This window comes from Paenibacillus sp. J22R56, assembly GCF_056269375.1.
In genome coordinates, this window is the sequence record NZ_JBWDNV010000006.1 from 392,952 (window position 1) to 417,355 (window position 24,404).

Sequence of the window (24,404 nt, forward strand, 5' to 3'; positions counted from 1 at the left end):
TCACTAAAGCTAACACAAACTTTGACGGTAGGGTGCTTATGAAAAATTCCGCTATGATGGTCCCTGGCAACAAGATGATTCTAACTGTATTGTTTATGGGTTGGATCGTCTCCATTGATCGCACTGTTGTCAGTCTTGCACTCTCACAGATCGGTGACGGTAAGAAACCCTGCGGATTTCAGATCAATACCAAGCTCGTGTTGTCACTGTCATTGGAATGTTGATCAGCGGCAGAATCTTGGACAAGATTGGATCAATGCCCCTAGTATGAATAAGGAGCAGCCTGTTGTTACCGTCTAGTCTCATGAGCAAATAAAGGGGATGTCCCAACATCATCTTAAGATGATGGGACATCCCCTTTATTTGTCGACACTGACCACCATCTAACTAAAGTCCATTGCATCCAGATGGGCCGCACGTTAAGATTCTAGTAAATACTATCACTAGGAGAGTCATTCATGACAATTAGCGTTGCTTTGCCTTGGAGAGAAGTACTTACAGACGAGGCCACTCACACTATTACTGGCGATGTCCGGATTATTGAAGCATTCCCTATTCCGCAGATGCAGACGGAGCGTAGAGTCTGGATTAATTATTGCCGGAAGCTCGTTCGGTGCTTATGTCTCGCTGTTTACCGCCATTCGCTATCCAAATCATTTTGGCCGTGTAGGCGGAATTTCCTTCGTCATGTGGCATGACGACGGTGCGATCATCCAATTGATTCAGCAATCGGTTCTCTCCCCTGCATTGCGAATCTACCTCAGCATCGGAGAACTGGAAACCGATAACCCCGAATTTAATCACATTGCCAATGAGCACGTTACACTGGTCCGCCAGACGCTGATAGCAACTGGAATTCCCGAAAGCCGCATTCGATTCGATTTCGTTCCCGGCGGAAAGCACCATGAATCCACGTGGAGCTCACTATTCCCTGAGGTGCACCGTTGGCTGCTCGAGCCTTAAACTAGCCGTAAATGGTAGTGCTTATACCCTCTGACACATTAAGCAGCAAATCCTATCGGATCTGCTGCTTTTTTCTATTGTTTGTAACTATTGCCTCAATAGTCTTTCTGAATCAGAAGCCAGCTCGTTTAGCAATGCTTTGTATAGCGATAGTAGAAAGAGTTACTTACATTATGGGGATCGAATGCCAGGCTTGCTTTTAAGCCGAAAGATAGAACTTGGACTAATGGTCCAACGTTCGAATTATTAATTAAAACAGGAGCTGCTTAGGCAGTTCCTGTTTTTACATTCACTTGGCATTTCAACTCATCGGTTAATATAAGAAAACAGCCGAGTGGGTGGAAATAACAGCCTAAAAAATTGCCTCCGGATTTACCAGTCATTAATCGTTTTTCCAGACCCCGGCATACCGTCAATTATAATAAGTTTCGATCTCATTTTTGAGCACTCCCTTTCTCTCAATAAAAAAGACAACTGATCATCCTCTGATCGGCCGCCTTCGTGATTCAATCATTCTTTTCTCCACAGTCCACAAAAGCATTCAGCTGACCATCGCTCCTCTAGTCAAAGCTTTTTTTAGACATGTCGTCCAATTTTGAGCGGTCTCTATCAAAGTTCATAAATGGAACACCCCAACCACAACTTGTTTGGACAGATAAAACATCAATTTCAAATATTTGCCTCACAATTCTTTCATCATATCCTGAGAATTGCTCATTTAAGGTTGCTGTAAAACCCTCAGTTCCTTTATCAAGGACTGAACCTCGTCCATAAACCCTTAGAATTAAAGGTTCTGCCTCAAAACTGCACCACATGAAAGTTATCTTTCTATTCTGTTTTAAGTGGATGGCGGTCTCATTGCCACTTCCGTAATAATCCAGATATAGAATTTTCGACTCGCCTATTATTCGGAGTGTATCGTAACCTTTTGGAGACACGCTAACTTCTCCTGCTTCTGTTGGAGCAGTACCAACAAAGAAAAGATGTTGGTTGTTAATAAACTCTCTTAGATCAGAAGTAATTGTAGTTAAAAAAGTACCCACCAGCTATCCTCTCCCTCACTTATACTGTCCTTATCATAGATAGCTTTTTCCAATTAATAAAGTGTATTTTCTCTACAAACCTCCCACTGATATCTGAACTTGCTTTGACAACTTTTTCTCAAAATAAAAAGCCGCAATCTGCGCGGCCATTAGTGAGTTGTTCTGGTTGTCACTGCAAACAATTAGGCAGGCAATACTCAAAGTGATGTCGAAATGAATGATGAACAACAGATTAAACGACCGTGACTTTAGACAAATCAACTTCCATGCCTTTGAGGTGTGCAAAGGTCAGTTTATCCATCGTTGCACCGTCAAAGCAGATGGTTTTGAGCATGCGATAGTATTTCTTCGTCAACGTAAACCCAGGCTGGAAGGAAACATTTTTTAATGTTGCGCCCTTGAACGAAGCTTCGGTTAAAGCTGCTTTGTCGAACTTAACGCCGATAAACGTCTGTCCGTCAAAAGACTGCCCGCTCAGGTCGGATAGCTTGAAGTCAACCCCATCAAATAAGCAGCCTTCAAAAATCGTTTTTCTAAGATCCGTCAGTGTTAACGACACATCCGTTAGTCTTACTCCTGTGAATTTGGCTCCATCAAGCCCCGACTTGCTGAAATTGGTACGTACAAGGATCGACTTATTGAAGCTTGCGTTTGACAGGTCAAGCGTGGATAGGCTGCAGTCCGTCAGATTCGCACCGTCAAAATTAGCTTCACGTACATCGCTGCTCTTAAACGTACTGCCAGTCAAGTCTGCGCCTGAAAAGTCCGAACCGTGCAGCGCACTGCTATTAAATTGTCCTTTATGAGCAGTAACGCCTGCAAAGTCGCTCTTCACCAGATTGCTTGCGCTAAAGTTTGTCACGACTTGCCGCTCCAGCGAGCGGGAGAGATTGGCTACCTCCATAATCGTTTGCTCAATATCGCCAATCCCCTCAATCGTCATCTTAAATGCTGTTTCATCGTCTTTGCCCTCAGCTTTGAGTTCAAGATATCGCTCCTGCAAATCGGAAAGCAGGTCAGCTTTTAATTCGGTAACGCTTTTCACCCCATCGTATGGTGTAAACACACTGTTCAGGTAATCAGTCAATTTTGGATTCATCATAATCAAATCGCTCCTTATAATAGGTTTTCTAACACGCGTTTTGCATACTCCCAATTGCTTTTGTTGCGGTCGTAAGTTTCCTTACCTTTTGCTGTTATCCTAAAATATTTGCGACGTCCGCCCTGTGATTCATCGCCCCAATACCACTCGATGTCGCCGTCAGCTTCTAGCCGCCGGAAGCTGGAGTACATCGTAGCTTCCTTTAGTTCATGCTCGCCATCCGAACGTTCGGCAATCAGCTTGACAATCTCGTATCCGTAACGATCCGCTTCGGACAAGAGCCTTAAAATCATCGTATCCGTATGTCCTCTCAGCAGGTCGGATGTGATTTTGTTCTCGCTCATGCAATCACCTCCATATCCGTATAATAAGACACATTACCTCGACTGTCAAGGTACTATTTTAATTATAATACTCTGTCTTGAATAATTTGTGCATACATAACAAAAAACCGCACAAAGTGCGGTTTCCTTGGGGTTATGAAGGCGATTTTAAAAAAGCTTCCAATTCATCAACATCATACGTTTTAAAGACTAATCCCTTATTGTCGAAGACCAGTATCACTGGGAATTTTTCAATATTCAATTCCTGTTTATAATCAACTATAAAGTCCTCTTGATAAACTCCGAAGTTTATTGGACTTTTAGGCAATAGTACCATCAGTGTATCTTCCACTGCTGCTGGCAGCGAGTCCCCTTCTTTAACAAAGACTGTTGTCAGATACTTTCCTTTTTGGTGGGACAACAATCGCTTGTACTTCTCCTCGTACGACATTTCTAACAGAATAATCTCCTTAGCTTGAAATCTGATCCCATCATCACTTTTCTTTGGAGGGTTGATAAGTACTTTCTGCCCGATTTCTAAGGAATTAATATTGGATAAAGTTCCATCCTCTTTCTTAATCATCAAATCATCCGTTATTTTAACTGGGATCGTAACGCCGTAGTCGTCTACATTACCTCTAATATCTCTTTTAGACCATTCTGAAATATCCACTTCTACCACATTGTTTTCTAGCTCAACCCGTTCTATATTTCCAATCATTTTGTCATCTTCGTAATAACCATAAGGTTTACTGCTGCAAGCAGCTAATGCTAGTAAGAGGCATAAAAGTAAAGGTAACACCAACCTTCTTAGCATTTCCCACCCCTTCCGAGAGAACGATTAATTACTGTCTCTTCTTGCTCAGACGTAAAAAATGTGAAATAAGTTTCTTTTCCACGATAAAAATAGCAGCCGATTTGCCGGCTGCTGTCGTGTTGAACTACACTTTTAGTTCCAATCTACTTCTCCTGCTCCTTAATTACCTGCTCAATCCCCAGCAGAATCAGCTTCAACCCAAACTCAAATGAACCGTCGCTGCCTACCAGCTCGAATAATTTGTTCTTATACATACTTCGGAACAATCCCGCATCCGTCTCGCTCATGGAGTCCAGAAGACGGTCCATCTCCCCTAACGGAAGTATTTCCTCATCCATAAGAATAGCGGAGAAAGCCTGCTGATGCTGATATTTGTCCAATACAAAATAAAAAATATAGTTCACAAGTGTAAGTACAGATTGTAATTTCTGCTCTTGCTTAAGCGGTGTCGATTCCATGCAGAGCAGCATCCGATTGGTGAACCGAATCATGTCCGGTTCGTGGGGCAGCGTCAACATCATGAGCTGCGTAGAGCAAGGGTACCGGCTGAGCACATTCCGAACCGTCACTGCAAATTCTGTTAGCTGCTCCTTCCAATCTCCCTCGGAATGGAACTCCTCCACAATCACTTTAGAGACCTGGTTGGCCAGACGCTGGTAAAGATTCTGTTTGCTCTTGAAATACCAGTACAGAGACGGTGCCTGGATTCCCAACCGATCGGCCAATTTTCTCATACTTAATTTCTCGATGCCTTCCTCCCCAAGAAGCTCCCAAGAGGTTTCCAGGATCTTATCCTCTGAAATCTGAGGCTGCTGTTTTTTCATCCATATCCGCCCTTTTATCTAACAGTGTAAGTTTATCTTTACATGCTTCATAGGTTCATGATATCATCTAACACTGTAAGGCACAACCTAACACTGTTAGATCAAGCGCCAAAATAAATAAATAAATAAATAAATAAATAAATAAATAAATAAATAAATAAAGAAAGAAAGTAGTGATCTGCATGGATACAGAAAATCTCCATTACTTTGAGAAAGCTCCGATTGCAAAAGCCGTAGCTCACTTTGCTGTTCCAATGATGCTAGGCATGTCAATGAGTGTCATCTATTCCATCTTAAATGCCTTTTTTCTTGGTACACTAGGTAATACCGCCATGTTAACCGCACTCGCACTAACCTTGCCTTTATTTGCAGCCATAATGGTGCTAGGCAACTTGATTGGCATGGGCAGCGGTACATTCATCTCACGTTTGCTTGGGGAGAAAAGATATGATGATGTAAAGCATGTGTCTTCATTTGCCTTTTACAGCAGTTTAGTCCTCAGTCTTATCTTAATGGCTGTTGGTCTTCCATTGATCGATTCAATCGTTCATGGACTGGGAGCAACGCCTGATTCCTTCGGCTTCACGAAGGACTATGTCACGATTATGATCATTGGTTCACCATTTGTCGTATTATTCTTCACGTTGGAGAATATTGTGCGCTCAGAGGGCGCAGCAATGACATCGATGATCGGTATGATTCTCAGTGTTGTCGTGAATATTATTCTCGACGCGCTCGTCATCTACGTTTTCCATTGGGACGTAATCGGCGTTGCTTCTGCTACTGTCATTTCTAACTTGGCTGCGAGCGTATACTTCGCCTTTCATATTGGATCTAAGAGCCAATTTTTATCCGTCTCCATCAAATGGTTTAAGGTTACCAAGGACATTCTGAGCAATGTATTCAAAATTGGAGTTCCCGTTTTTGTTATGAGTATCTTCTTAGGTGCAATGTCACTGATCTTTAACCGTTTTCTGGTTGAGTATGGGGAGCAAGCCGTAGCGGCATATGGGATTTCATCACGTTTATTGCAATTTCCTGAGGTTATTCTAATGGGCTTATGCGAGGGAGTTGTGCCACTCATTGCCTTCTCTTTCACAGCGAATAAATTACGTATGAAAAAAACAATTGGATTCACTATCAAAGGGATTGCGGTGTTAGCTGTCTTGTTCGGTGTAATCGTCTATCTCATTTCCGACTACCTAATTGGTTTATTTACGAATGATACGCAGTTAATTGAAATGGGCAGCTACATTCTTCATGTAACGTTCTTGTCTTTATTCATTACAGGAATGACCTCGTTGTTTACGGGGATTTTCCAAGCAACAGCGCAAGGAACTGCCTCGTTTATTATGTCCATTATTCAAGGAATTACTTTGATTCCTGTGCTCTTTATCGCCAATCAAATGAACGGCTTCCACGGGGTGGTCTGGTCACTCGTCATAGCGGATACCGTCTCGTTCCTTGTTGGAGCCATCATGCTGTATGTTCTTCGAAACAAAATGCAGCCGGATTTGGAAAGTTTAGTACAGTAAAAATCACGCAAAAAAGCAGGATAAGGGCACTCCCCTATCCTGCTTTTTTTTTCAAACGCCTTTTTTTTGAAAATCTTTTTATCAGAGTCACCTTAAATCTCAGAAGCTTGGCGGCTTAGAAAATGGCGAATAGAAACTTCAGTGCTTAGTCCAATAGCACGGCTATAAGCTGAACGTGCCTCTTCTTTTCGCTGCTGCCGATTATACAAATGACCAGCAAGCGCCCAATAGGGCTGATAAGATACCACTTCGGCAGATGGTAAAACTTCCAGCAAGGTAACACCGTGTTCTGATCCATAAGCTTCCGCGAACGCAGCTGCTCGACCGACTAATGCGCCAAGTGTAGGGTTTATTCGAACGAGGCCTTCATATAACTGAGCAATTGCCTCCCACTCGATACGTCCAGTCCATAAACGCTGCGCATGCACCGATTGAATCGCTGCCATGAGTTGAAAGCGACCAATTCCACCGGCTTGTGAGGCAGTACGTAGATAATCCTCCGCCTCCATGATCAAGTCTTGTTTCCACCCTGTACAAACTTGCTCAGAAAGTGGAATATAGTTCCCCTCGTTATCATGTCTTGCATCACGGCGCGCTTCACAATGCAGCATGAGTGCCAATAGACCGTAAACCTCAGGTTCACGGGGTGCGAATTGGAGAAGCAGCCTCCCCAAATAGATCGCTTCCTCCGCTAGATTCTTCCGAGGTGAATCAACAATGCCTGCCTCGTCCCACCCGCTCCCGTAAGCAGCATAAATGGTCTCCAGAACAGAATCGAGACGATCAGGGATCTCTTCTGCATCAGGCATTTCCAATGTCAGGCGCTCGGTACGGATTTTTGCTTTTAACCGAGTAAGACGCTGGCTCATGGTGGAGGGCTTGATGATGAATGCGGACGCAATTCGTGCTGCATCTATTCCAAGCACCGTCTGTAACATAAGTGGCGTACGCATCACAGGATCAATTGCCGGGTGAGTGCAAAGAAACATCATCCTCAAACGTTCATCCGGAAAAGCAGAGTTTGAAGCAGCCAGATGTTGTGTATCCTCGGACATGCTAAGGAGTGTCGGCAGCGCAAGTTCGGAAATTCGGGTACGGCGAGCACGGTCGATAAGCTTTCTACGGGCAGCTATAAGCAGCCAAGCTTCAGGCTTATCCGGAACGCCGTCCTTAGACCACGTTTCGAGTGCAGCGAGAAAAGCATCTCCAATAGCATCCTCAACAGCATGAAGATCCCGCCAATTCACAGCCAAATAGGAAAGCAATCGACCATAAGCATCACGTGCCGCCTCTTCAATGATCAGATGAGTTTCCATAAAATGATTACTTCAGCGCAGGAATATTCTGTCTGACCTCAACCGTATCAACGGGGCCACGGGCAGCCCACTCTAATGCGGTGTCTAGGTCAGAAACATCAATGACGAATATCCCGCCGAGCTGCTCTTTTGTCTCGGGAAACGGTCCATCCTGAACAACCAGCTCACCACCGCGCCGCTTCATCGTCGCAGCCGTCTCAGGGGAGTAGAGGCCCGAGCCGAATACCACAACTCCGGCTTCCCGCAACGCATGTACATAATGCGTCCAGCTTGCCAAATATTCTTCTTGTCTTGCTGGATCCTTTCTTGCCGCAAAGTCTTCCTGACTCTAGTAAAACATCAATGTGTAATTCATTCAAAAACTCCTCTCATATTAACCGTGTTAGAATTTGGTTGCGTTATAATGTCGTTTCAGTTGTTCCGATTTCTACATTCAAGAAAAATATTTTTATAAATTGTCGTTATCTGTGATAATACCACATATTGGATTAAGCTACGCTTACATAAATAAAAAAGGCAGCTGATCATCCTTGATCTGCTGCCCTTGTGTTACTTAATTAACGTATCCCGTATAGTTGAATTACGCTCTTCAAAATACCGCTGTAAGTTGCGCCAAACCTCTTCTGATACGAAATAAGTTTCAGTTGCCTCAAGTTCCTCGCCGAATTGATCTCTATATTCGATAATATAAAATAAGTTGTCTCCAACAGATTTCAAGCTCCAATCTAAGTAAACAACACTATCGCCAACGTTTAGGGTTTTCGATCTGGATAAATCAATACATTTGTCATTATCTAGTACTACTTTAGAGATGAATGATTCAATTACATAAATAGAATCTCCTTTACGACATTCATTTGAAACACTCACTTGACCTACCTCCCATGGGGATAATTTATAGATGCTGTAGTGATACTGAACCCATAACTAGAATGATCCTGCATCGTATTAAAGAAATAAAGTCCACCTAAAAATGCTGCACCTAACCAGACAATTGCTCCTATTATGGCGAATAGTAATGATTTTTTCATGCAACTAACTCCTTATGTATGATTTAACTATGCCGAGTTAACTTAAGTAAACAGCCATTCTCATATCAATTATATGTATATGCTCTACTGAGCCTCCGCTTGAATCGAATACTGTTGAAAAGATATAAGTGTGATTGATACTTTTTTTACTCATCCCTACTCTCGCACCACGTGAAGTTTTAAATTTCTCTTCCGAACCTTCCCCTAGCAATATCCCAACCATAATACTTGCTATGCTCTTTTTATTAATCGATCAAAAATCCATCCAATTAAAAACCAGAATATTAGAGTTAAAAGATAAAAAAGCAATTCATGATCAAATGTATAATGCTGGTCCACCATAAGAAATGGGGGGCTGGTATAGTAAGCTAACAAGCCTTTGTCATCAAATTTTGTTTTTGCATCTAACCCACTCGTATGAAAAAGAATGATGATTAAAGATAGGAATGGTAACCAAAATCTAAACAATCGTATCACTTTTGTACACCTCTGTTGGAATATGAATTAAAAAAAACTTGACTCTGAAAATAGTACCATAAAAATTTGGTATATACGTGAGTTATTAGAACTATCCTCCAAATTACTCCATTAAATAAAAAAGAGCTGCCGTGTGGCAAGCTCCTCCGTTTTCGTAACCCATCAATTCCGATTACAGGTTACATATAGGTGCATCCGAAACTGTGGTTCGCCAATTGTGTTGACGACGTCCACAACAACGAACCCCGCCGATTCGTAAAACGCCTTCGCGTGGTGATTAGCTGATACCTCTATACGCAATCCGCGTTCCGAAATGTCGGCAATTAGTGCACTTGCAACGCCTTGACGCATCCAATCAGGATCTGTGAACAAATCCTCGAGTTCTAGAAAGTCGTCAACTGGAAGGGCAGTAGCAAAGCCAACTACCTTCTCGTCAATAACTGCAACTTGTACGAACGGCAACAATGCATCGTCCCATACAAGCCACTCGGGATGGGCTGCGATGAGATCGAGGTCGCCTTTGTTAGTCAGCGAAGCTCGGCGCCTGATGTCTAGCAATCTGTCAAAGTCTCCTGCAACGGCGCTCCGTATGACGAGTTTAGAGGGTAGGGGGCGAGTCTTCGGTATCTCCTCTTCAAACTGATGAATCCACGTTCCTTCTCGTTTGAGGTTTTCAATCCTGTCTCGTACAAGCGAAACGAAATGACTCTTCCCTTCACCATCAACTAATGCTTTTTCTAATGCTTTAATCTCAATTGAAATGATAAATCGTTTTAGCTCAGCCATATTCATAATCCAATGCTCCTCGTTCGGTTATACCGCACAGTATACTGGATGTATATTATTGCTGAGCAAGTCTTAGTCTATCATGCTGGTACTATTCTATTTCAAGTCATCTTACATACTACTCTCCAGTTCGTTAGCAGATTTAGCTCCCTGACTACGCAGCCATTGAAGGAGATCTGCAGCGGAACTGCGTTTTGCTGCATCCAAAGGGGTTAATCCATCCCATACCGAAATCCAGTCCAGATTGGCACCTTGGCTGAGAATATACTGAGCTGCTTGTAGCTGTCCACCGTGGCAAGCACACCAGAAGGCGATGGTAATCTTGTCCGGAGGTGAAATGCAATTTGCTCCCCAATGGTATCGCTCCGAAAGTTCAACACCTGCGAAATCCGCCTCTATTGCATCCATCAATCCAAGCGCAGCCGCATGCCACAGTGCGAGCTTCGCTCCACATTCAATCAACCTAAGCGCTGCCCGCCATTGTCCAAACGCCACTGCATCATCCAAAGGTGTTCCACCAGCGATTACTGCGCCAGGTGCTTCTATGTCAGCTCCTGCATTAAGAAGCGCATCCAGCACTTCAATGTCATCGCAGCTCGAAGCCCAATGTAGTGGTGTCTCTGTGTGCTGTCCAGTGAAGCGAGCATTCACCTCCGAACCAAACTCGACTAATACTGCCACGGTTGCCGCACCGCCCGGAAAGTGACCTGGCCAGTCGGTCACCACATGCAACAGAGTTCGAGATACCATGCCATTTTTGCGTTCGATAATTCTTGCCTTAGCCAGACCCGGATTCTCGGAAAGCATTCGCCTCAACGAGGTATGATCGCCAGTCTGAATCGCCTTGATAACTTCTTCTGCTAGAGGTTCATCATCGTATATTAAGGCCAGATCAGGTTCATTGAATTTATTATCTAGCTTCTTCACAGTCGAACTCCTGCAATGATAGATGTGCTGACTTTTTCATAAGCCTTCCTTTAATTTAAAAACCAAGTAGCTTTAAAAAGAGAGGCATCTTAATGTCCTTAGCCTTATAACAGTTTTCAAACTTCTCTTCTAGTGTAAGACTTCGGCAGGCAGATCCCGACTCCTCATATATATCCGTTTGAACATTTAAATCTATGTTTCTATATTCATCATACTTAGGACTTTCATTAATTATAGAAAGGATATCTGATGTTTTCCAAGACATCGAAAATGTATCTTTATGGTTACTTGAATATATCTTTTTCTTTTCGCCAGTCTGCGTTTGTTCAACCTCGACAATATACAATACTCCACCAGCTGCACCGCCATAAAGTATGTAATACGCGCTGGCTTTATATTTTCCATCAGGTGACTCTAAAGGGCCTGCAAATAATTCAGCGTTTTCAAGACTTTTGAAATTATAAGAGTATCTATTACAGCCAATTAATAAGATTAAGCTAATAATCAATAATGTGAGAATTATATATCTTTTTTTCATACAAAACCCCTTACTAATCCAATATTACGCTAATTCTACTCCTTGATTCATTGAATTAATGTTCGCCATTAGCGTTCAAACAACATTAGGGAATAATCCAAAGGCGCTGATCACTTAAACTAGAACTATTCAATTCTGATTGACGTTATTTTCCAAGTATTCCTAGAATCCAATCGGAATTTAACTTTATTGATTTCTGTTCTTTCGTTGCCATCGTTATCAATATAGGTTAATTTCACATCCGCATTACCTACAGTACCGATTTTACTAAGGTTAGTCATTTCAAGGTTTTCAAGTGAGACAAGGTTATACTCCCTATGTAGCTTGCCGATATTTGCATAGTAATCAATAATATTAGCTTCCTTTACGTTCCAATCAAGAAGTTCTTGAGACTTCTCCATCTGACCTTGTAACATGGTCTCATAATATTGATAAATTGTGTCTTCAACTGACATTTGTTTATCCTCACACCCCAAAAGCAATAAAATAAGGAACGAAACTTGCAGGTATCTCATATTCACACCCATATACTTACTAATTTTTCGGTTTGTTTTATTTCGGAACAACAATTAATTCACTTGATCTCAAGGGGTTACAATCCATAATGAGATAATGAACTTCATCTGCTTGCTCTTTTTTAGTGATACTCTCACAAAAATAGTTCCTTTTTTCTTTATCACCATTCTTATCTTTTGAGTGATCTTCTTCTATCTTTATTCTTCTATGAGCATAACTCATTCGAATGAATACTGGATCCCCCTCTTTAGTGAACCGTGTAATCTTTACTCTGGAGTCTTTTTTGTTTGATACTTCTGAAATAAAATAGTCTAATTTTTCTATATTCCCTACGACACCTAAGTCGGACACTACATTTCCATTTTTCACAGCTCGATCAGGTGTCGTAGAACATCCCATTAATAACATAAAAAGTGTGGCAAGAATAAAGAGATTATTATATTTCATAATTGTCTCCTGCTATTAATGTTTTTGGCTGCACCTCGTTATATTTATTCGTCATCAAATTCAGCTTTACCTTGCTGCCATTCTAACTCTATTACACTAACCTCCTAATAACATAACAAAGCTGTCGATCCATGATCGGCAGCTTTGTTATGTTTAGTTATTCTACTATCGTTCACCGTAAGTGGAACACCTTGTATGGAACGGCTATTTTTCCAACTCATAGCGAGTCGCGATAATACCTGACTTGAGCGTTCGACTGGACAGCAGCTTGAGCTTGATTTTCTCACCGTCGCTGTGGAATACCGATTTCCCGCCGCCTAAGATGACCGGACAAATCGTCAGCAGGAATTCGTCGATTAGGCCGAGTTCAAGCAACGTCTTCGCCGCCCCCGGACTGCCGAAAATAACGAGATTTTTTCCAGGCTGCTCCTTGAGCGCCTTGATTTCCTCAGCGATGTTGTCCTTGATCAGCATCGTATTGTTCCATTCCACAATGTCCATCGAACCGGAAATGACAATCTTTTTAACATCCTGCACCCATTTCGCATGCTCCATATCGTGTTTCGTCGCATTCGGATTATCCAGCATCGTGGGCCAGTAGCTCTCCATCATCCGATACGTCGTGCGTCCGTATACAGGAGAGCCGACTTCGGCTACGACCTCCTCGGCGTATTTCTCTAGTTCCTCGTCGTACGGAATCCAATCTAGTCCTCCGTTCAAATCCGACGCATACCCGTCCAGCGACACATGCATGAACAATACGAGTTTTCTCATGTTTGCTTCTCCTCCAATTTCGAATGTAGTTGCTCTTTATTTTGGCAGCAGGCTCGTGTTTCGTCCCACTCTTACGTTCACTATAAATCATTACGTTACGTAAGGATCAAGTGAAAATCTGAATTTTCTTACTTTCAGAGCGATATTTTAAGAAGGTCCATAATACGCAGCTTCCTTATGAGGTTTGTGGATCCTCATACTTGGACCAAGTTTTGTAACCATCAATATTTTCTTCCGAAGTATTAGAAGCATCAAATGTTTTGAAATAACTTGCAGAATATTTTATGGGAGGTTTTTTTTCTGATTGACTATAAATGATAAGATTTATATCGTAAATCTCACTTTTCCATTTTACGGATTTTGCAATTCCATTTATGTTTTCAATAGTTGAGAATTGCTTAACTTTAGTCAATATGGAGTTTACCACTTCTTCGTTAGGAGTATCTTTTTTCATCAAAATGTTTATTGTTAAAACAGGTCTAGTGAATGTGTATTTGATGTTTTTAATTGCTGGTATTTCTTTTTTTAACTCATTAGATAAAGAAACCGTTGATGATGTGTTTACTGAATGTGTAACACTACAACCTAAACTAAATAGTACGAGTAGATTAATGATGATTCCAACTCTATTCTCAATACATATTCGTATCAATTAATTTCCCCCAAATCCCTATCGTTATTGGCATTATATCGTCATACCCTCCCATTTGATAAGTTGAGTATATAAGATAATTCTTAGTGTGAACCGTATAGACTTCCATACCTTTGTGGTTTTCTTTCCAATGAGTTATGTAATCATTCTTCGAGGGTTTCATTATCATAAATAGAAGAATAAGAATTAAAAATAATGCAATCCATACTTGCTTCTTTCTCATCATTTTCAACAAGATAATACCTCCAATCATTAGTTAATATTTTAGACGCATTATTTTGATCTGAGTTGCAGTATTTAATTACAATGGCGGCTGATCCTGTGATCAGCCGCCATTGTGTTGTTCTGAACTATCGTTCTCCCGTTAAAGCTTAACGAAATAGTGAATATTAAGCACCTTTTGTATCTATACAAGAGTTCCTAACAAGTAAACCATAAACACGATAATACTAAGAATCAACATAACTCCTCCAACCTTATGACACAAAGCTGTTCCAAAATCATCTGGATGTTTCTTTGAAATTATCACCGCCGGCAACCAAAATACACTAGCGGCCATAAATGGAATGTGATATCCCTGGCTTTTATTCGTATATATATCCCAGTTGAACAACTTAAAAAGATAATGACTTAACATAAAGTCGTTTTGAAATTTAAAATTAAATAAGAACCCCATAAATAAGATAACTATTGCAAATGAGCCAGAACCAAACGATCTTTTTATTGTCACTTCAATTCGCTCCCATTGCAAATTGTTGATCCTTTATTTCAATTCTTACCGATCTTTGTTTTTCCAGTTATATCCTATACGTACAAACAGCGAAATTGTTGCATTCATATGGCCATTAACTTTAGATTATCGCATCAATAACCGAGGGTATGAGCCACTTATTCCGAGTGAGCAGCTCCACATACCGGATGTCGGTTGGCTTCAACATGATGGGAATACGCATCATCAGCTTCATTTGTAATCTAGCTGTTGCCTGCAGCTGTTTGCCTCGGTCCTGCAACCGCGAACTTATACGCAACAAAAAAGCCGCATGACTGCGGCCTTTTTAAACTATTATTTCACCGAATCAGAAGCCTTTGCGCTTACCTTGATATCGTCAAAGTAAAGCGTAGTCAGCCCTTCAAAGCCTGAGTCCGCGCCAATAAGAATATAGATTTGGCCTTTGGCATTTGCCGTTACCTTAGCGCTGTAGTCAAAGTCAACGCGCTGATACCCTTCCTTGTCCACATCCGGTTTAGCCGCATTGCCGATCACTTTAACATCCTTGCCGCCGGATCCTTGGCTGCCGATGTCCACGTTCATTCTGTAATACTCTTCTCCCGAAGAGGAGGTTGGAACGGACAACGGTTCGCTCGACAAAATACCGGCCTTCAGGAATATCGATTCGGCTGGCGAGCCGCCAATACCTATCGATCCCCCTCCCGCTTCGGTGTACATCGCAAACTTCAAATTAACGTTGTAGGAGGTGTTGGGTTTGAACCCTGCAATCCCCTTGGAAAGGTACATAAACAAGTCATCGCTTCGGTTATGCCCCGCAAGTTTCAAACCGTAATTGGAGGTATTGTTCTGAACCGGAATTAATTGACGGGAAGAGTCCAGCTCGTAAATGTCTTTATTATAATTCGTAGGCAGGTCGGCAAAGCCGCCCTTCCATCCTTCCGTATCCTTCGTGAACTGATAATTGAAGTCTAGATTTACCGGAGTACTCGCCTGATTGGTTAGAGTAACCGTATGAGCCGCAGGCTCCCATTGCAGCCAGGCCCCCATAAGAGCTGCCAACGACCGGGCCGGAACAAATACCGTTCCCTTTGCTTGGCGAACCTGCTCGGGCAGCTTGATTTTTTCTCCCCTGGCATTCACCGCATAAGAGGAATTCAAGGTGAATGTAATCGTTCCGAAGCTTTTTCTGGATAACGTGATCACTCCGTTTTTATCGCTCCAGCTTATCGATGCTCCAAGAGATTCAGCAGCGGCTCTAACGGGAACCATCATGTTTCCGTTACTGACATAAGGGGCTGACAGCAAGCTATGCTTGCCTGTGTTATTGCTATAATAAACATCGTTAATTTTGAAAGTTACCGCACGAGCGGCAGTTGAAGATTGACTTTCTGCTCCGTGTGCTATTGAAGCGTTGCCTGCTGAAATCGCGGTTGCAACAAGTAGGCTGGACAGCATGAGATTTTTTTTACGCATGATTTATATTCTTCCTTTCTGCTCAGATGTACTTTCTAGACGCAAGAATGATTTTAAAGGTTACAGCCTTTACAATTCGTCAACTTTTGGAACAAAAAAAGTGCCTAACCCTAACAGCTGCAAGGTTAAGCACTTTTGGATGACGCTTGAGGATCTAATCTTAGTTTTGCTAGCTGTTAAGCCAATCCTGGAAATGCGTCTTTGTAATGATCACGGGTCTCTATTTACCCTGGTTCTCCAAACCTTGGGGTCCAACCAAGTCCCACCTATCTCAAGTTTTCTGTTTGGTGGTGAAATTGTTGACGGACTATACGTCCATATATCGAATTATTCCCCAATTAATTGAACATTCCTTCCATATAACTATGGCTGCTGATCTCCTCTGATTTGCTGCCATTTTCCTGCTGACTAGCGTTTCCCGTAAGTTTAATGAGCCATGCCTAGATGGTCCTTGTGACATCTTCGAATAAAGAAAACGCGGTGACCAGTCAAGTCGGCAGCCGCGTTTTCCCATTCTATCCCTCTACCCGATACCATAGTTCACAATATTCGTAGCCATCTATGCTTGTACCATACATCTCGAAGTTGCCGCCATCTAAAATCGTAAATGTTGATGTTTGCAGCCATTCCGAAAATATCCGATTCTTCAAAGACCGCAAATCATACTTACCGCTGCCATTCCCATCTTGTAATGTTGAAAATACTGCCCACGTAGCTGCTGGAACATCAACAACTGTATATCCATTCACCTTACTATCAGGCGCTTTGTAACACCCGATCAGATAAGGAAACGTCGTATTGTTTGTGAATTTATAGGAATCGAATGCAAAGACAGCTCCAAGTTCCTTGCTGAAACTGCTTTCGTCTCTCCAATCCCCGCTCACCGACTGGGATAATCGGTCCAACTCACCATTTTTGCTGATGGTTTGCCAAACCTCAGGAATCGATATGTCTTGATATCATTTTTAACACATGTATTTGTGAACATGAACTAGACCTTTGGGTAATCAACTACTATTACATTTTCCAGCAGCCCATCTAGTGATTTTACAAATTCCTGATGGACAGGATGAGGTCCATATGAACGAAGTGATACAAGACTATCGAATGTAACCCGTAATCCCAGCGTGTAGCCGTGTACATTTTCCTTTTCTTCAGTTACATTGATGCCTGCACTTATATCGAGAATTCCGGGGATACGATCCTGAAACCCGAGCAATTGCCCCAGCAGTTCCTGTTGCTTGGCAGGTGTGATATTAGTATTGAACTTGAAAACGACGAGATGTTCATACATAGCTTTTTACCCCCAAATATTATGAATTGGTTATCGTATTAAAGTAATAATGTCCTTTAGTTCAGCCAGAGTCTTGATTCGATAGCTGGCCTGTGAGAAGTCATGTGTTTTTGTGAAGTCGTTATGGACAATAGCACAATCGATACCAGCCGCCACGGCTGAGTTCAACCCTCTGTTTGAGTCCTCTACAACCAGAGCCTCCTCTTTGGTAGCTCCAAAGCGCTTTAGGCCGGTCAAGTATGGTTCCGGGTGCGGCTTGGTGCGCTCGTAGTCTTCGCGAACAAGGACGAATTCCATGAATTGTCTAATCTGGCGTTTTTCATGAATAAGCTGAAAATCCGTACTTTTTGCAGTCGTTACAATGGCCATGCTGACGTACTTTGAGAGTTCGGCTAGAGTTTCAACTACTCCTTCAATCTCTATAGCTTCTGTTCTTAGATATTCCTGATAATAGACGTTGCGGATCTCACGCTGCTTGCTGATGGTCTGTTCATCAATACCTGCCGCCCTAGCTTGGGACCAAGTGCCAAATGACTGGGTCATGTCGCGGAGGTATTGATTTTTATCCAAGGTAAATCCAATGTCAGCCAGAGCGCGTTCACCCGCTTTGTAATACCAGAATTCAGTATCAACCAGAACACCATCATGATCGAAAAGGATGTACTTTTTCATTGTTTCGTTCTCCTTTGTCAGTTGCGGCAAGCATACGTGCCATCACGCATGAACCATACATTTCATATTGTCCTCCGGTCCGCTGGAACTACTGCTCCCTAGTTTGTTCTACTAACGTTCTTCGTTTGAGCTGAAATGCAAAATAGTTATTCATTAGTCAAGTTTAATAACCTTATCGAAGCAGTATGAATCTTTGTCATAGCCATTATGCACATAAAAAGCATGGGCGTCGGTTCGCTTAAACCCGCTACATAATATAATACTTGATATTCCCATTTCTTTTGCATAGTTTTCTATGTGTCTTAGTAGTTTTGTACCTATTCCACTATGCTGCAATTCCTTTTTAACAGCAAGCCCTTGAATATGTAGATAACCAACCGGTGACCCCACGGATAATGCCTGAACTATAGTTACAAAACCAACCACATCATTTTCAAATAGTGCAACAAATGTTTTGTAATTCCCATCCCTATTCATTTCTTCCATAGTAACTCGAAAGTTTTCATCATTAACATTACGAACTCCAAGTACATCGTTCCATAAAAAAATAACTTCAGCATAATCATTTGCTACAATTTCTCGTATCTTAATTTTCATACCCTCCCCCGTTATTAAAAATATTCGAGAACAAAGGATTCGACATTTTAATGAAGCAATACTGCCCTTAGCTTAATGAAAATAGAGCAGCTGCCGCCTCCAATTTGGGTTTTCAATATTCGTCAATTAAAGAAACTCCTCTTGCAATCCGCATTCTACTATCTCGCAAAAAATCTCGAGTCCAAGCGTCTGGTTGACTCAAATCCCAACTTCGGTGCATACCGACGAGTACGATAATTTCTCGTAATCTAAGGAAGAGCTTCAGTTGATCCTTCCAGCCGACAGGCATTTGACGACCATCCTCAGTATAGCCTTGTTCGAAATGTTTAATGAAAAGTTCGTACTGTGCCTTCCGTTCGGACTTCGAATCTTCCCCAAACACATACAGTAAGTAATAGAGTTGGATTGCAATGTCTTCAGCATACCAACTGTACTGACATTCATCGAAGTCAAAGAGCGTTATTCCACCTGAATCATCGACTGTGAAATTCCCCACATTAATATCCCCGTGAATCAAACCGAAATTATCGGCACTAATAGGTAAATTATTCAAACATGCTTTGAGCTCATCAAGGGCAAGAAGAATGGGTTGATGCTCTAACGGTATATAATTTCTGGCTTGCAAGATGTATTCATTGCTCTCCCACGTGTGCCTTTTGGCTATAGGTTTGTAACGCTTTGCCAGTTCATGGAGACGGCCAGTCATGCGTCCGCATTGCTCATAAAGTGTGTGGTTACCTAGGCATTCTGGGTATCCAATTTTACGACCTGGTGCGTGTTTGAAGGAGGTAACGTAGAAATCCATTTTATGTCCATGGATTCGTTCGAAGACCTTTCCATCAACCGAAAGTACCGGATCTGATACCGCTAAACCATTCCCATAAAGAAAACGAATCCATTCTAATTCAGCTGCAAGTCCTTCCGACGTACGAAGAGTGCTAGGAGTAAAACCGGAGAATATATTTCATTTCATTACAATTGTAGGAATAAATAAAGTTCTGAAAGCCTCCAATAAAAGTCAGGTTCTCAGGACTGACACCGAATCGCACTGCGCCTTCTACAACATGTTCTTCCAGTAACATTAATTTTATTTTTGGATCCATAATTTCTCCTTGGTAATTGAGTTCCAATGGTATTAAAAGTCTTTTTGGTCAGTATATTTAATTCCATCATCTCATTTATATCTGTAATGACTTTTATTTCGAATGAATTATTCCACCATTCATAGTTTGGCACGAAATTCTCTTCCTTTTTCAAAACTTTTACTCTCTGAAAAGATGACATCCAACATTAAACTATGTCCATTATATTCCACACTTTATCGTTTCTCGTTATCCAATCGAAGGTCACTTATCATTATCCACATCTCTATTTTTTATTAATTGTTGTAGAGAAATATGAATTGCTCTGAGGTAACTGATAATACATATGAAACCAATTATTAAAATCAATATGAGAAATCCCAAAGGTTCCTTCACTCCTCATTTTAAGATACCCTTATATTACCACAAATTGTAATCCCCCCTGTCCTTTACCAGCGCTATTATTTCTAATAATGAATTGGTTCCAACTTACTTTAACCTGCTCAGTCCGAACCAGTGGCGTCTCATTCATGATAGATTCAAACAGAGACGTGTCCTCTTTATCGAACGTAGTAACGTTCTTTGACTTTACTGTATCCATCAAATCTATATTTCCTGCCTTCATTTCGATGTCTGTTGTATGATTACCCTTTTTCATCTCTTCCGAGCTGCAGGCTGACTGGATGTAATGATTGCAAACATAACTAAAACTCCTTTATCCGATTTCATTACTTCTTTTTTAGCATAAAATTTCGTTTAATAAACAATCGGTCACGGATCCATTGGATTTGGAGTATCCACCATATTAAATAACCACCAAAATAATAGTAAGAGGATGCAACAGGTTATTATTATTAAAATAACAATAACTTTACTTTTTAAATGATTCTTCATTTATTACCTCCTCCACAAAAGCATGTCCCTTTATGCGTTGAACTATCGTTTCCCGTAACACTTGAACCGATACTTATTGGCTAATTATTTCCAACATGAAACAAACCAATTATGGTTTCACCCTCATAGTCATACAGTGGAATATCACGACCGCCTTATGGTCTACTTTTTTGTATTGCAATAGCTTCCTGTGGTGATTTTGGAAGCTCACAATACGTACAATTATTTCACAAATTTGGAAAAAGAAAAATGATAAATCACTGATAAACAACTTACGATAACAACATTAAGAGTGAAATCTCATACCTTTTTTTGAAGCTAACCTTTAATTTATATAAAAAAAGGAGCAGCCTGCCTTCGGCAAACTACTCCCTGGTTCGTTTAACTAATGTTCTCCGATCGTTTAAGGAATCATGAGGAAAACTCTACTCATTTACATCCTCTTCGACGTCATCTTCAAAGTCGCTCATATCGTACTGATATAATCCCATAAGATTGCGTAGTATTATTTTCTTTTCGAATAAATTTAGATAATGAATTAGATTAATAAAAAAGAAGCAGTTCCCATGGTGGCAAACTACTTCTGGATATCAGTGAACTATTTAGATGCTTCCTTACTTAAATGCCGAGAAAGGAATAACGAACCTAGGAAAGCCCAGTGTAGCTCCCATTAACTCACCTTCGGTGAAGTAAATGACCACTCCGTTATGGCTTAGGTAAAAATCACGATCTGCCTCAATCGTTTTAAAAGGTGTGATCACGTCAAGCTTACGGTCTTTGATCTGTTTTTTGATCTGATCGTTAATGATCGTTACATAGTTTGTCTTACCCTCAGTCACATCCTTTAAGGAAAATTCGTTCCCTGTGTTTAGATCAAACGTATGAGGGACGAGACTATGGAGGTCATGCGCTCCGCCTGAATCGATGCTGTAGTAAGTGTAAAGACTTAGTTTTCCTTTTTCGTTGTACGTAACTTCGAAAGTTCCCTTAAGATTGCTGTTGCTGATAGTGTCATACTCATTATGATGGCTCGATAAGGCTATTGTCTTCTCAGCCTCTTGCTTCAACAACGCATTGATTTTGGTCTGAACTTCAGTATTTCCCATACCAGAAATCACAGGGTAATAAACGGAACGCTTTTTGCCGCCGCTGTTATCACTTAACGAGTGGGCTTGGATCGTTAACTTGTTCTCGGCAATAGCTTTAATGCCGATTTGTTTGGAACCTGATGTGTACGTCACTTCATAACCCATGCGTTCCAACAAAGAGCGTAGTGGCAAATACGACGTATTATCCTGTGTAATGACTTGCAGGCCATTAATGAGTTGTCCATTTAACGTTGCGGTATTGTTTTTCAGATCCAGCTTCATGGTCCGGCTGTGGCCGGTAACGGTAACCACTTGAGTCGTTTTATCGAAATTTGTTCCTAGTCCTAACGCCTTATTCAAGTTTCGCAAAGCAATATAAGTTGAGCCGTCGCTGTTGATTGTACCAATGTTACTCTTAACTCCCTCAATGCTAAAAGATTGATCTGTGATGCTGAATTTCGCTTTGGTAACAGCCGCAGCTGCATGACCTGCTGGCAGTGACAAAACCAACGGAGAAGCTAACAATGCTGTAGCAAGGGCTAGCCCAAGTCTTTTTTGTTGTTTGAATTTCATATATAACATCCCTTTCATTGAGGGCATTACCCCTTCAATAATAATTAGTTTACTACTAAACGAGCTTTCGACCGAAAAGGTTACCCGAAATGTGGTATTCTTAACATCGGCTAGCACCTCCATTTGTTCTTACAAGTTGAAGTATAGAAGGTTCCTGTGTCCAACGTGTGTATTTGAAATGGATATCTGGAGAAACCTAATGACGTCGGAATTATAGTTTAATAAAAACAAGCTAAGATCAATGTATTCCATTGAGTTTAAACTGTCCGTTTAACGAAACAAAGCTGCCTATGTAAGATCGGCAGCTCCATTAGTTTAGCTATTCAACTATCGTTCCACGTTAGAACTTAACCAAATTCGTATGACATAACTATTGACTTACAGGTATTTCAAGCATGGAACCGTCAGGGTTTATTACTAATTCCCATACTTTCCGGTCATCTCCCTTGTAGAAAAATGAATACATCATTCCTCTTTAGGTTAGTAGGAGTGAAACATGAAGAAGTTTTTTGTGAGTTGTATAGCCAAAAGCCGATTGAGAAAAATCTTGGTTCAGGAAATTGCCAATAAGTCAGGATATAACCGCAGCACTTTGGATCAATTTAGAATTAAACGTTCCGCAAAACCATTCCTTAACGCCATACTTAATTGAGTTTTACCTGACAACTTCCCTTTCCTTATTTCGTCTTTGGCTCCAGCCCTATTTAACCATAAAGACTGACTTAACATACTCTTAAGGGTCCGCATTCTGTAAATACAGACTTCTTCAAGATTTTCTTCAGAGAAATTGCTCTATTTGTGATACGGTTCACCGCAATGTATCTAAGCACAAAGTACGGTTTGACCACAAAATATACATCACTATATAAAGAAAAAACCCACTCCTGACAATGGAGTGGTTACTTTGAATAGAACTCTTCTTTTATTACACTATCGTTCCCAGTTAGCTGAACAAATAGTTCTCTATTGTCGCTTACGTAAGAATGAGCATAAATTATTAATTCCTCATGAGGCATGTCGAACTTGTAGCTTACGGCGCTTTTGCCTGAGTTTCGATGTGACTAAAGGTTTTAATTCCAGCAATTCAATAAGCTCCTCTTGCGTGAACGGTGTTTCCCTGCCCCATTGTTTGACCTTGACCATATAGGGGCTATCGGGATTTTTCATATGGTAAAACCCTGGTATACGCATAACTCTTGATAGATTTGTGATCATCGGATCGGAATCGAAGGTTTGGGCTAATGCTTTTTGAATAGGAACGAATTTGCTTATGTCTCCGCCTTGCATGATCCAATAGATGTGATAACCGTTTTTCGTTTCGACTATCATCGTATCTTTGATGCGGTCTCCATGTTTGTTTATATATTGTTTTTTCAACTCGGCTACTCTCTGTTTTGTCCGCTGAGCTAAAAGGTGATATTGGCCTTTTTTATTTTGTGTGATTGTAATGGATTGAATCCGTTCTGAAGGGTTGGAGAGGATGGAGTCGATCTTCTGCTGGACCTGTTCTTTCGTTTTGAGAAGTGCTGAAATTTTGTTTAAATCGACATCGATGAACTGTGCTCTTATGGCTTTGAACGGGCTAACCCTCGTCGTTTCCCGGCAGTTAATCTCCATAAACACGGCATAGCCTTTTTTATTTAGCCTCGAAACATTTACGAGCTTGTTTCTCCTTGAAAAAAGCTTGATTTGAGGAACTAGCCTTTCTAAGGTACGAAAAGGCTTATGCAAGGTTATTGCGGGAAGCTCGGTAGCGAAGCTAAAGCCTCGGTTTTTGTTTTTAGCGTCATAAATTAATAAGAAATGCAATTGATCGCTTGGCTTGCAGCCAAGCTTTTCAATAAACCGGTATGCGTGACTAGAATATAACTGCACAGGTTTGGAAACCTTCGCTCGGCTTTGCGTCATTAACCACATCTCCTTGTAAACT

The 24,404-nt window shown here is 41.2% G+C and carries 28 protein-coding genes and 1 pseudogene; 3 read left to right on the top strand and 26 right to left on the bottom strand.

Annotation, left to right across the window (positions count from 1 at the left end; all coding sequences use genetic code 11):
• Nucleotides 1–38 precede the first annotated feature (38 nt).
• Nucleotides 39–224 carry a hypothetical protein gene (locus AC0YNT_RS16895; protein ID WP_475805674.1) on the top strand — a complete coding sequence of 62 codons (186 nt, stop codon included), beginning with the start codon at nt 39–41 and terminating at the stop codon, nt 222–224.
• A 316-nt stretch (nt 225–540) separates the two neighbouring features.
• Entirely contained in the window at nt 541–963 is a 423-nt protein-coding gene (locus AC0YNT_RS16900; protein WP_475805675.1) for an alpha/beta hydrolase-fold protein, read from the top strand.
• A gap of 560 nt (nt 964–1,523) precedes the next feature.
• Here AC0YNT_RS16900 and AC0YNT_RS16905 read toward each other — a convergent pair.
• The 5 genes from AC0YNT_RS16905 to AC0YNT_RS16925 form a co-directional block, all read right to left on the bottom strand.
• Entirely contained in the window at nt 1,524–2,006 is a 483-nt protein-coding gene (locus AC0YNT_RS16905; protein WP_475805676.1) for a pyridoxamine 5'-phosphate oxidase family protein, read from the bottom strand.
• Nucleotides 2,007–2,238: 232 nt separating this feature from the next.
• Complete coding sequence (locus tag AC0YNT_RS16910) at nt 2,239–3,105, bottom strand: pentapeptide repeat-containing protein (RefSeq protein WP_475805728.1); 867 nt, start codon at nt 3,103–3,105, stop codon at nt 2,239–2,241.
• A 17-nt stretch (nt 3,106–3,122) separates the two neighbouring features.
• The gene (locus tag AC0YNT_RS16915; protein WP_167280257.1) at nt 3,123–3,452 is read right to left on the bottom strand and encodes a PadR family transcriptional regulator; all 330 of its coding nucleotides are present in this window, start codon (nt 3,450–3,452) and stop codon (nt 3,123–3,125) included.
• A 133-nt stretch (nt 3,453–3,585) separates the two neighbouring features.
• Complete coding sequence (locus AC0YNT_RS16920; RefSeq protein WP_475805677.1) at nt 3,586–4,248, bottom strand: hypothetical protein; 663 nt, start codon at nt 4,246–4,248, stop codon at nt 3,586–3,588.
• Between the two features lie 143 nt (nt 4,249–4,391).
• Nucleotides 4,392–5,072: a TetR/AcrR family transcriptional regulator gene (locus AC0YNT_RS16925; protein WP_475805678.1), complete on the bottom strand. Its 681-nt coding sequence runs from the start codon at nt 5,070–5,072 to the stop codon at nt 4,392–4,394.
• A gap of 182 nt (nt 5,073–5,254) precedes the next feature.
• On the opposite strand from AC0YNT_RS16925, the gene AC0YNT_RS16930 reads away from it, so the two are divergent.
• Nucleotides 5,255–6,607: an MATE family efflux transporter gene (locus tag AC0YNT_RS16930; RefSeq protein WP_475805679.1), complete on the top strand. Its 1,353-nt coding sequence runs from the start codon at nt 5,255–5,257 to the stop codon at nt 6,605–6,607.
• 92 nt (nt 6,608–6,699) lie between these two features.
• On the opposite strand, the gene AC0YNT_RS16935 is transcribed toward AC0YNT_RS16930, so the two are convergent.
• From AC0YNT_RS16935 to AC0YNT_RS17035, 21 genes and pseudogenes are all read right to left on the bottom strand, one after another.
• Complete coding sequence (locus AC0YNT_RS16935; RefSeq protein ID WP_475805680.1) at nt 6,700–7,923, bottom strand: RNA polymerase sigma factor; 1,224 nt, start codon at nt 7,921–7,923, stop codon at nt 6,700–6,702.
• A gap of 7 nt (nt 7,924–7,930) precedes the next feature.
• A pseudogene (locus AC0YNT_RS16940) lies at nt 7,931–8,203 on the bottom strand (YciI family protein); the annotation flags it as partial.
• A 269-nt stretch (nt 8,204–8,472) separates the two neighbouring features.
• On the bottom strand, nt 8,473–8,793 hold the full coding sequence (locus AC0YNT_RS16945) for a hypothetical protein (protein ID WP_475805681.1): 321 nt from the start codon (nt 8,791–8,793) through the stop codon (nt 8,473–8,475).
• A 5-nt stretch (nt 8,794–8,798) separates the two neighbouring features.
• Entirely contained in the window at nt 8,799–8,954 is a 156-nt protein-coding gene (locus AC0YNT_RS16950; RefSeq protein WP_475805682.1) for a hypothetical protein, read from the bottom strand.
• Nucleotides 8,955–9,593: 639 nt separating this feature from the next.
• Nucleotides 9,594–9,989: a GNAT family N-acetyltransferase gene (locus AC0YNT_RS16955; RefSeq protein WP_475805683.1), complete on the bottom strand. Its 396-nt coding sequence runs from the start codon at nt 9,987–9,989 to the stop codon at nt 9,594–9,596.
• Between the two features lie 339 nt (nt 9,990–10,328).
• Complete coding sequence (locus tag AC0YNT_RS16960; protein ID WP_475805729.1) at nt 10,329–11,024, bottom strand: ankyrin repeat domain-containing protein; 696 nt, start codon at nt 11,022–11,024, stop codon at nt 10,329–10,331.
• A gap of 175 nt (nt 11,025–11,199) precedes the next feature.
• The gene (locus AC0YNT_RS16965) at nt 11,200–11,682 is read right to left on the bottom strand and encodes a DUF5412 family protein (protein ID WP_475805684.1); all 483 of its coding nucleotides are present in this window, start codon (nt 11,680–11,682) and stop codon (nt 11,200–11,202) included.
• A gap of 125 nt (nt 11,683–11,807) precedes the next feature.
• Nucleotides 11,808–12,137, bottom strand: a complete 330-nt coding sequence (locus AC0YNT_RS16970) for a hypothetical protein (RefSeq protein WP_475805685.1) — start codon at nt 12,135–12,137, stop codon at nt 11,808–11,810.
• A 97-nt stretch (nt 12,138–12,234) separates the two neighbouring features.
• Nucleotides 12,235–12,645: a DUF4362 domain-containing protein gene (locus AC0YNT_RS16975; protein ID WP_475805686.1), complete on the bottom strand. Its 411-nt coding sequence runs from the start codon at nt 12,643–12,645 to the stop codon at nt 12,235–12,237.
• A gap of 204 nt (nt 12,646–12,849) precedes the next feature.
• The gene (locus AC0YNT_RS16980; RefSeq protein ID WP_475805687.1) at nt 12,850–13,419 is read right to left on the bottom strand and encodes a dihydrofolate reductase family protein; all 570 of its coding nucleotides are present in this window, start codon (nt 13,417–13,419) and stop codon (nt 12,850–12,852) included.
• A 175-nt stretch (nt 13,420–13,594) separates the two neighbouring features.
• Nucleotides 13,595–14,071, bottom strand: coding sequence for a hypothetical protein (locus AC0YNT_RS16985; RefSeq protein WP_475805688.1), 477 nt, complete (start codon nt 14,069–14,071; stop codon nt 13,595–13,597).
• 406 nt (nt 14,072–14,477) lie between these two features.
• On the bottom strand, nt 14,478–14,801 hold the full coding sequence (locus tag AC0YNT_RS16990; protein ID WP_475805689.1) for a hypothetical protein: 324 nt from the start codon (nt 14,799–14,801) through the stop codon (nt 14,478–14,480).
• A gap of 121 nt (nt 14,802–14,922) precedes the next feature.
• Nucleotides 14,923–15,099 carry a hypothetical protein gene (locus tag AC0YNT_RS16995; RefSeq protein ID WP_475805690.1) on the bottom strand — a complete coding sequence of 59 codons (177 nt, stop codon included), beginning with the start codon at nt 15,097–15,099 and terminating at the stop codon, nt 14,923–14,925.
• Nucleotides 15,100–15,134: 35 nt separating this feature from the next.
• A complete protein-coding gene (locus tag AC0YNT_RS17000) occupies nt 15,135–16,274 on the bottom strand; it encodes a copper amine oxidase N-terminal domain-containing protein (RefSeq protein WP_475805691.1) in 1,140 nt (379 codons plus the stop codon).
• Nucleotides 16,275–16,789: 515 nt separating this feature from the next.
• Nucleotides 16,790–17,179, bottom strand: coding sequence for a GyrI-like domain-containing protein (locus AC0YNT_RS17005; RefSeq protein WP_475805692.1), 390 nt, complete (start codon nt 17,177–17,179; stop codon nt 16,790–16,792).
• An 86-nt stretch (nt 17,180–17,265) separates the two neighbouring features.
• The gene (locus AC0YNT_RS17010) at nt 17,266–17,568 is read right to left on the bottom strand and encodes a Dabb family protein (RefSeq protein ID WP_475805693.1); all 303 of its coding nucleotides are present in this window, start codon (nt 17,566–17,568) and stop codon (nt 17,266–17,268) included.
• Nucleotides 17,569–17,598: 30 nt separating this feature from the next.
• Complete coding sequence (locus AC0YNT_RS17015) at nt 17,599–18,240, bottom strand: HAD family hydrolase (RefSeq protein WP_475805694.1); 642 nt, start codon at nt 18,238–18,240, stop codon at nt 17,599–17,601.
• A gap of 153 nt (nt 18,241–18,393) precedes the next feature.
• A complete protein-coding gene (locus tag AC0YNT_RS17020) occupies nt 18,394–18,837 on the bottom strand; it encodes a GNAT family N-acetyltransferase (protein WP_475805695.1) in 444 nt (147 codons plus the stop codon).
• 112 nt (nt 18,838–18,949) lie between these two features.
• The gene (locus tag AC0YNT_RS17025) at nt 18,950–19,798 is read right to left on the bottom strand and encodes a phosphotransferase enzyme family protein (RefSeq protein WP_475805730.1); all 849 of its coding nucleotides are present in this window, start codon (nt 19,796–19,798) and stop codon (nt 18,950–18,952) included.
• Between the two features lie 1,629 nt (nt 19,799–21,427).
• A complete protein-coding gene (locus AC0YNT_RS17030; protein ID WP_475805696.1) occupies nt 21,428–22,492 on the bottom strand; it encodes a stalk domain-containing protein in 1,065 nt (354 codons plus the stop codon).
• A gap of 987 nt (nt 22,493–23,479) precedes the next feature.
• Nucleotides 23,480–24,382 (bottom strand): DNA-primase RepB domain-containing protein, encoded by a 903-nt coding sequence (locus tag AC0YNT_RS17035; protein WP_475805697.1) that lies wholly within the window; start codon nt 24,380–24,382, stop codon nt 23,480–23,482.
• Nucleotides 24,383–24,404 lie beyond the last annotated feature (22 nt).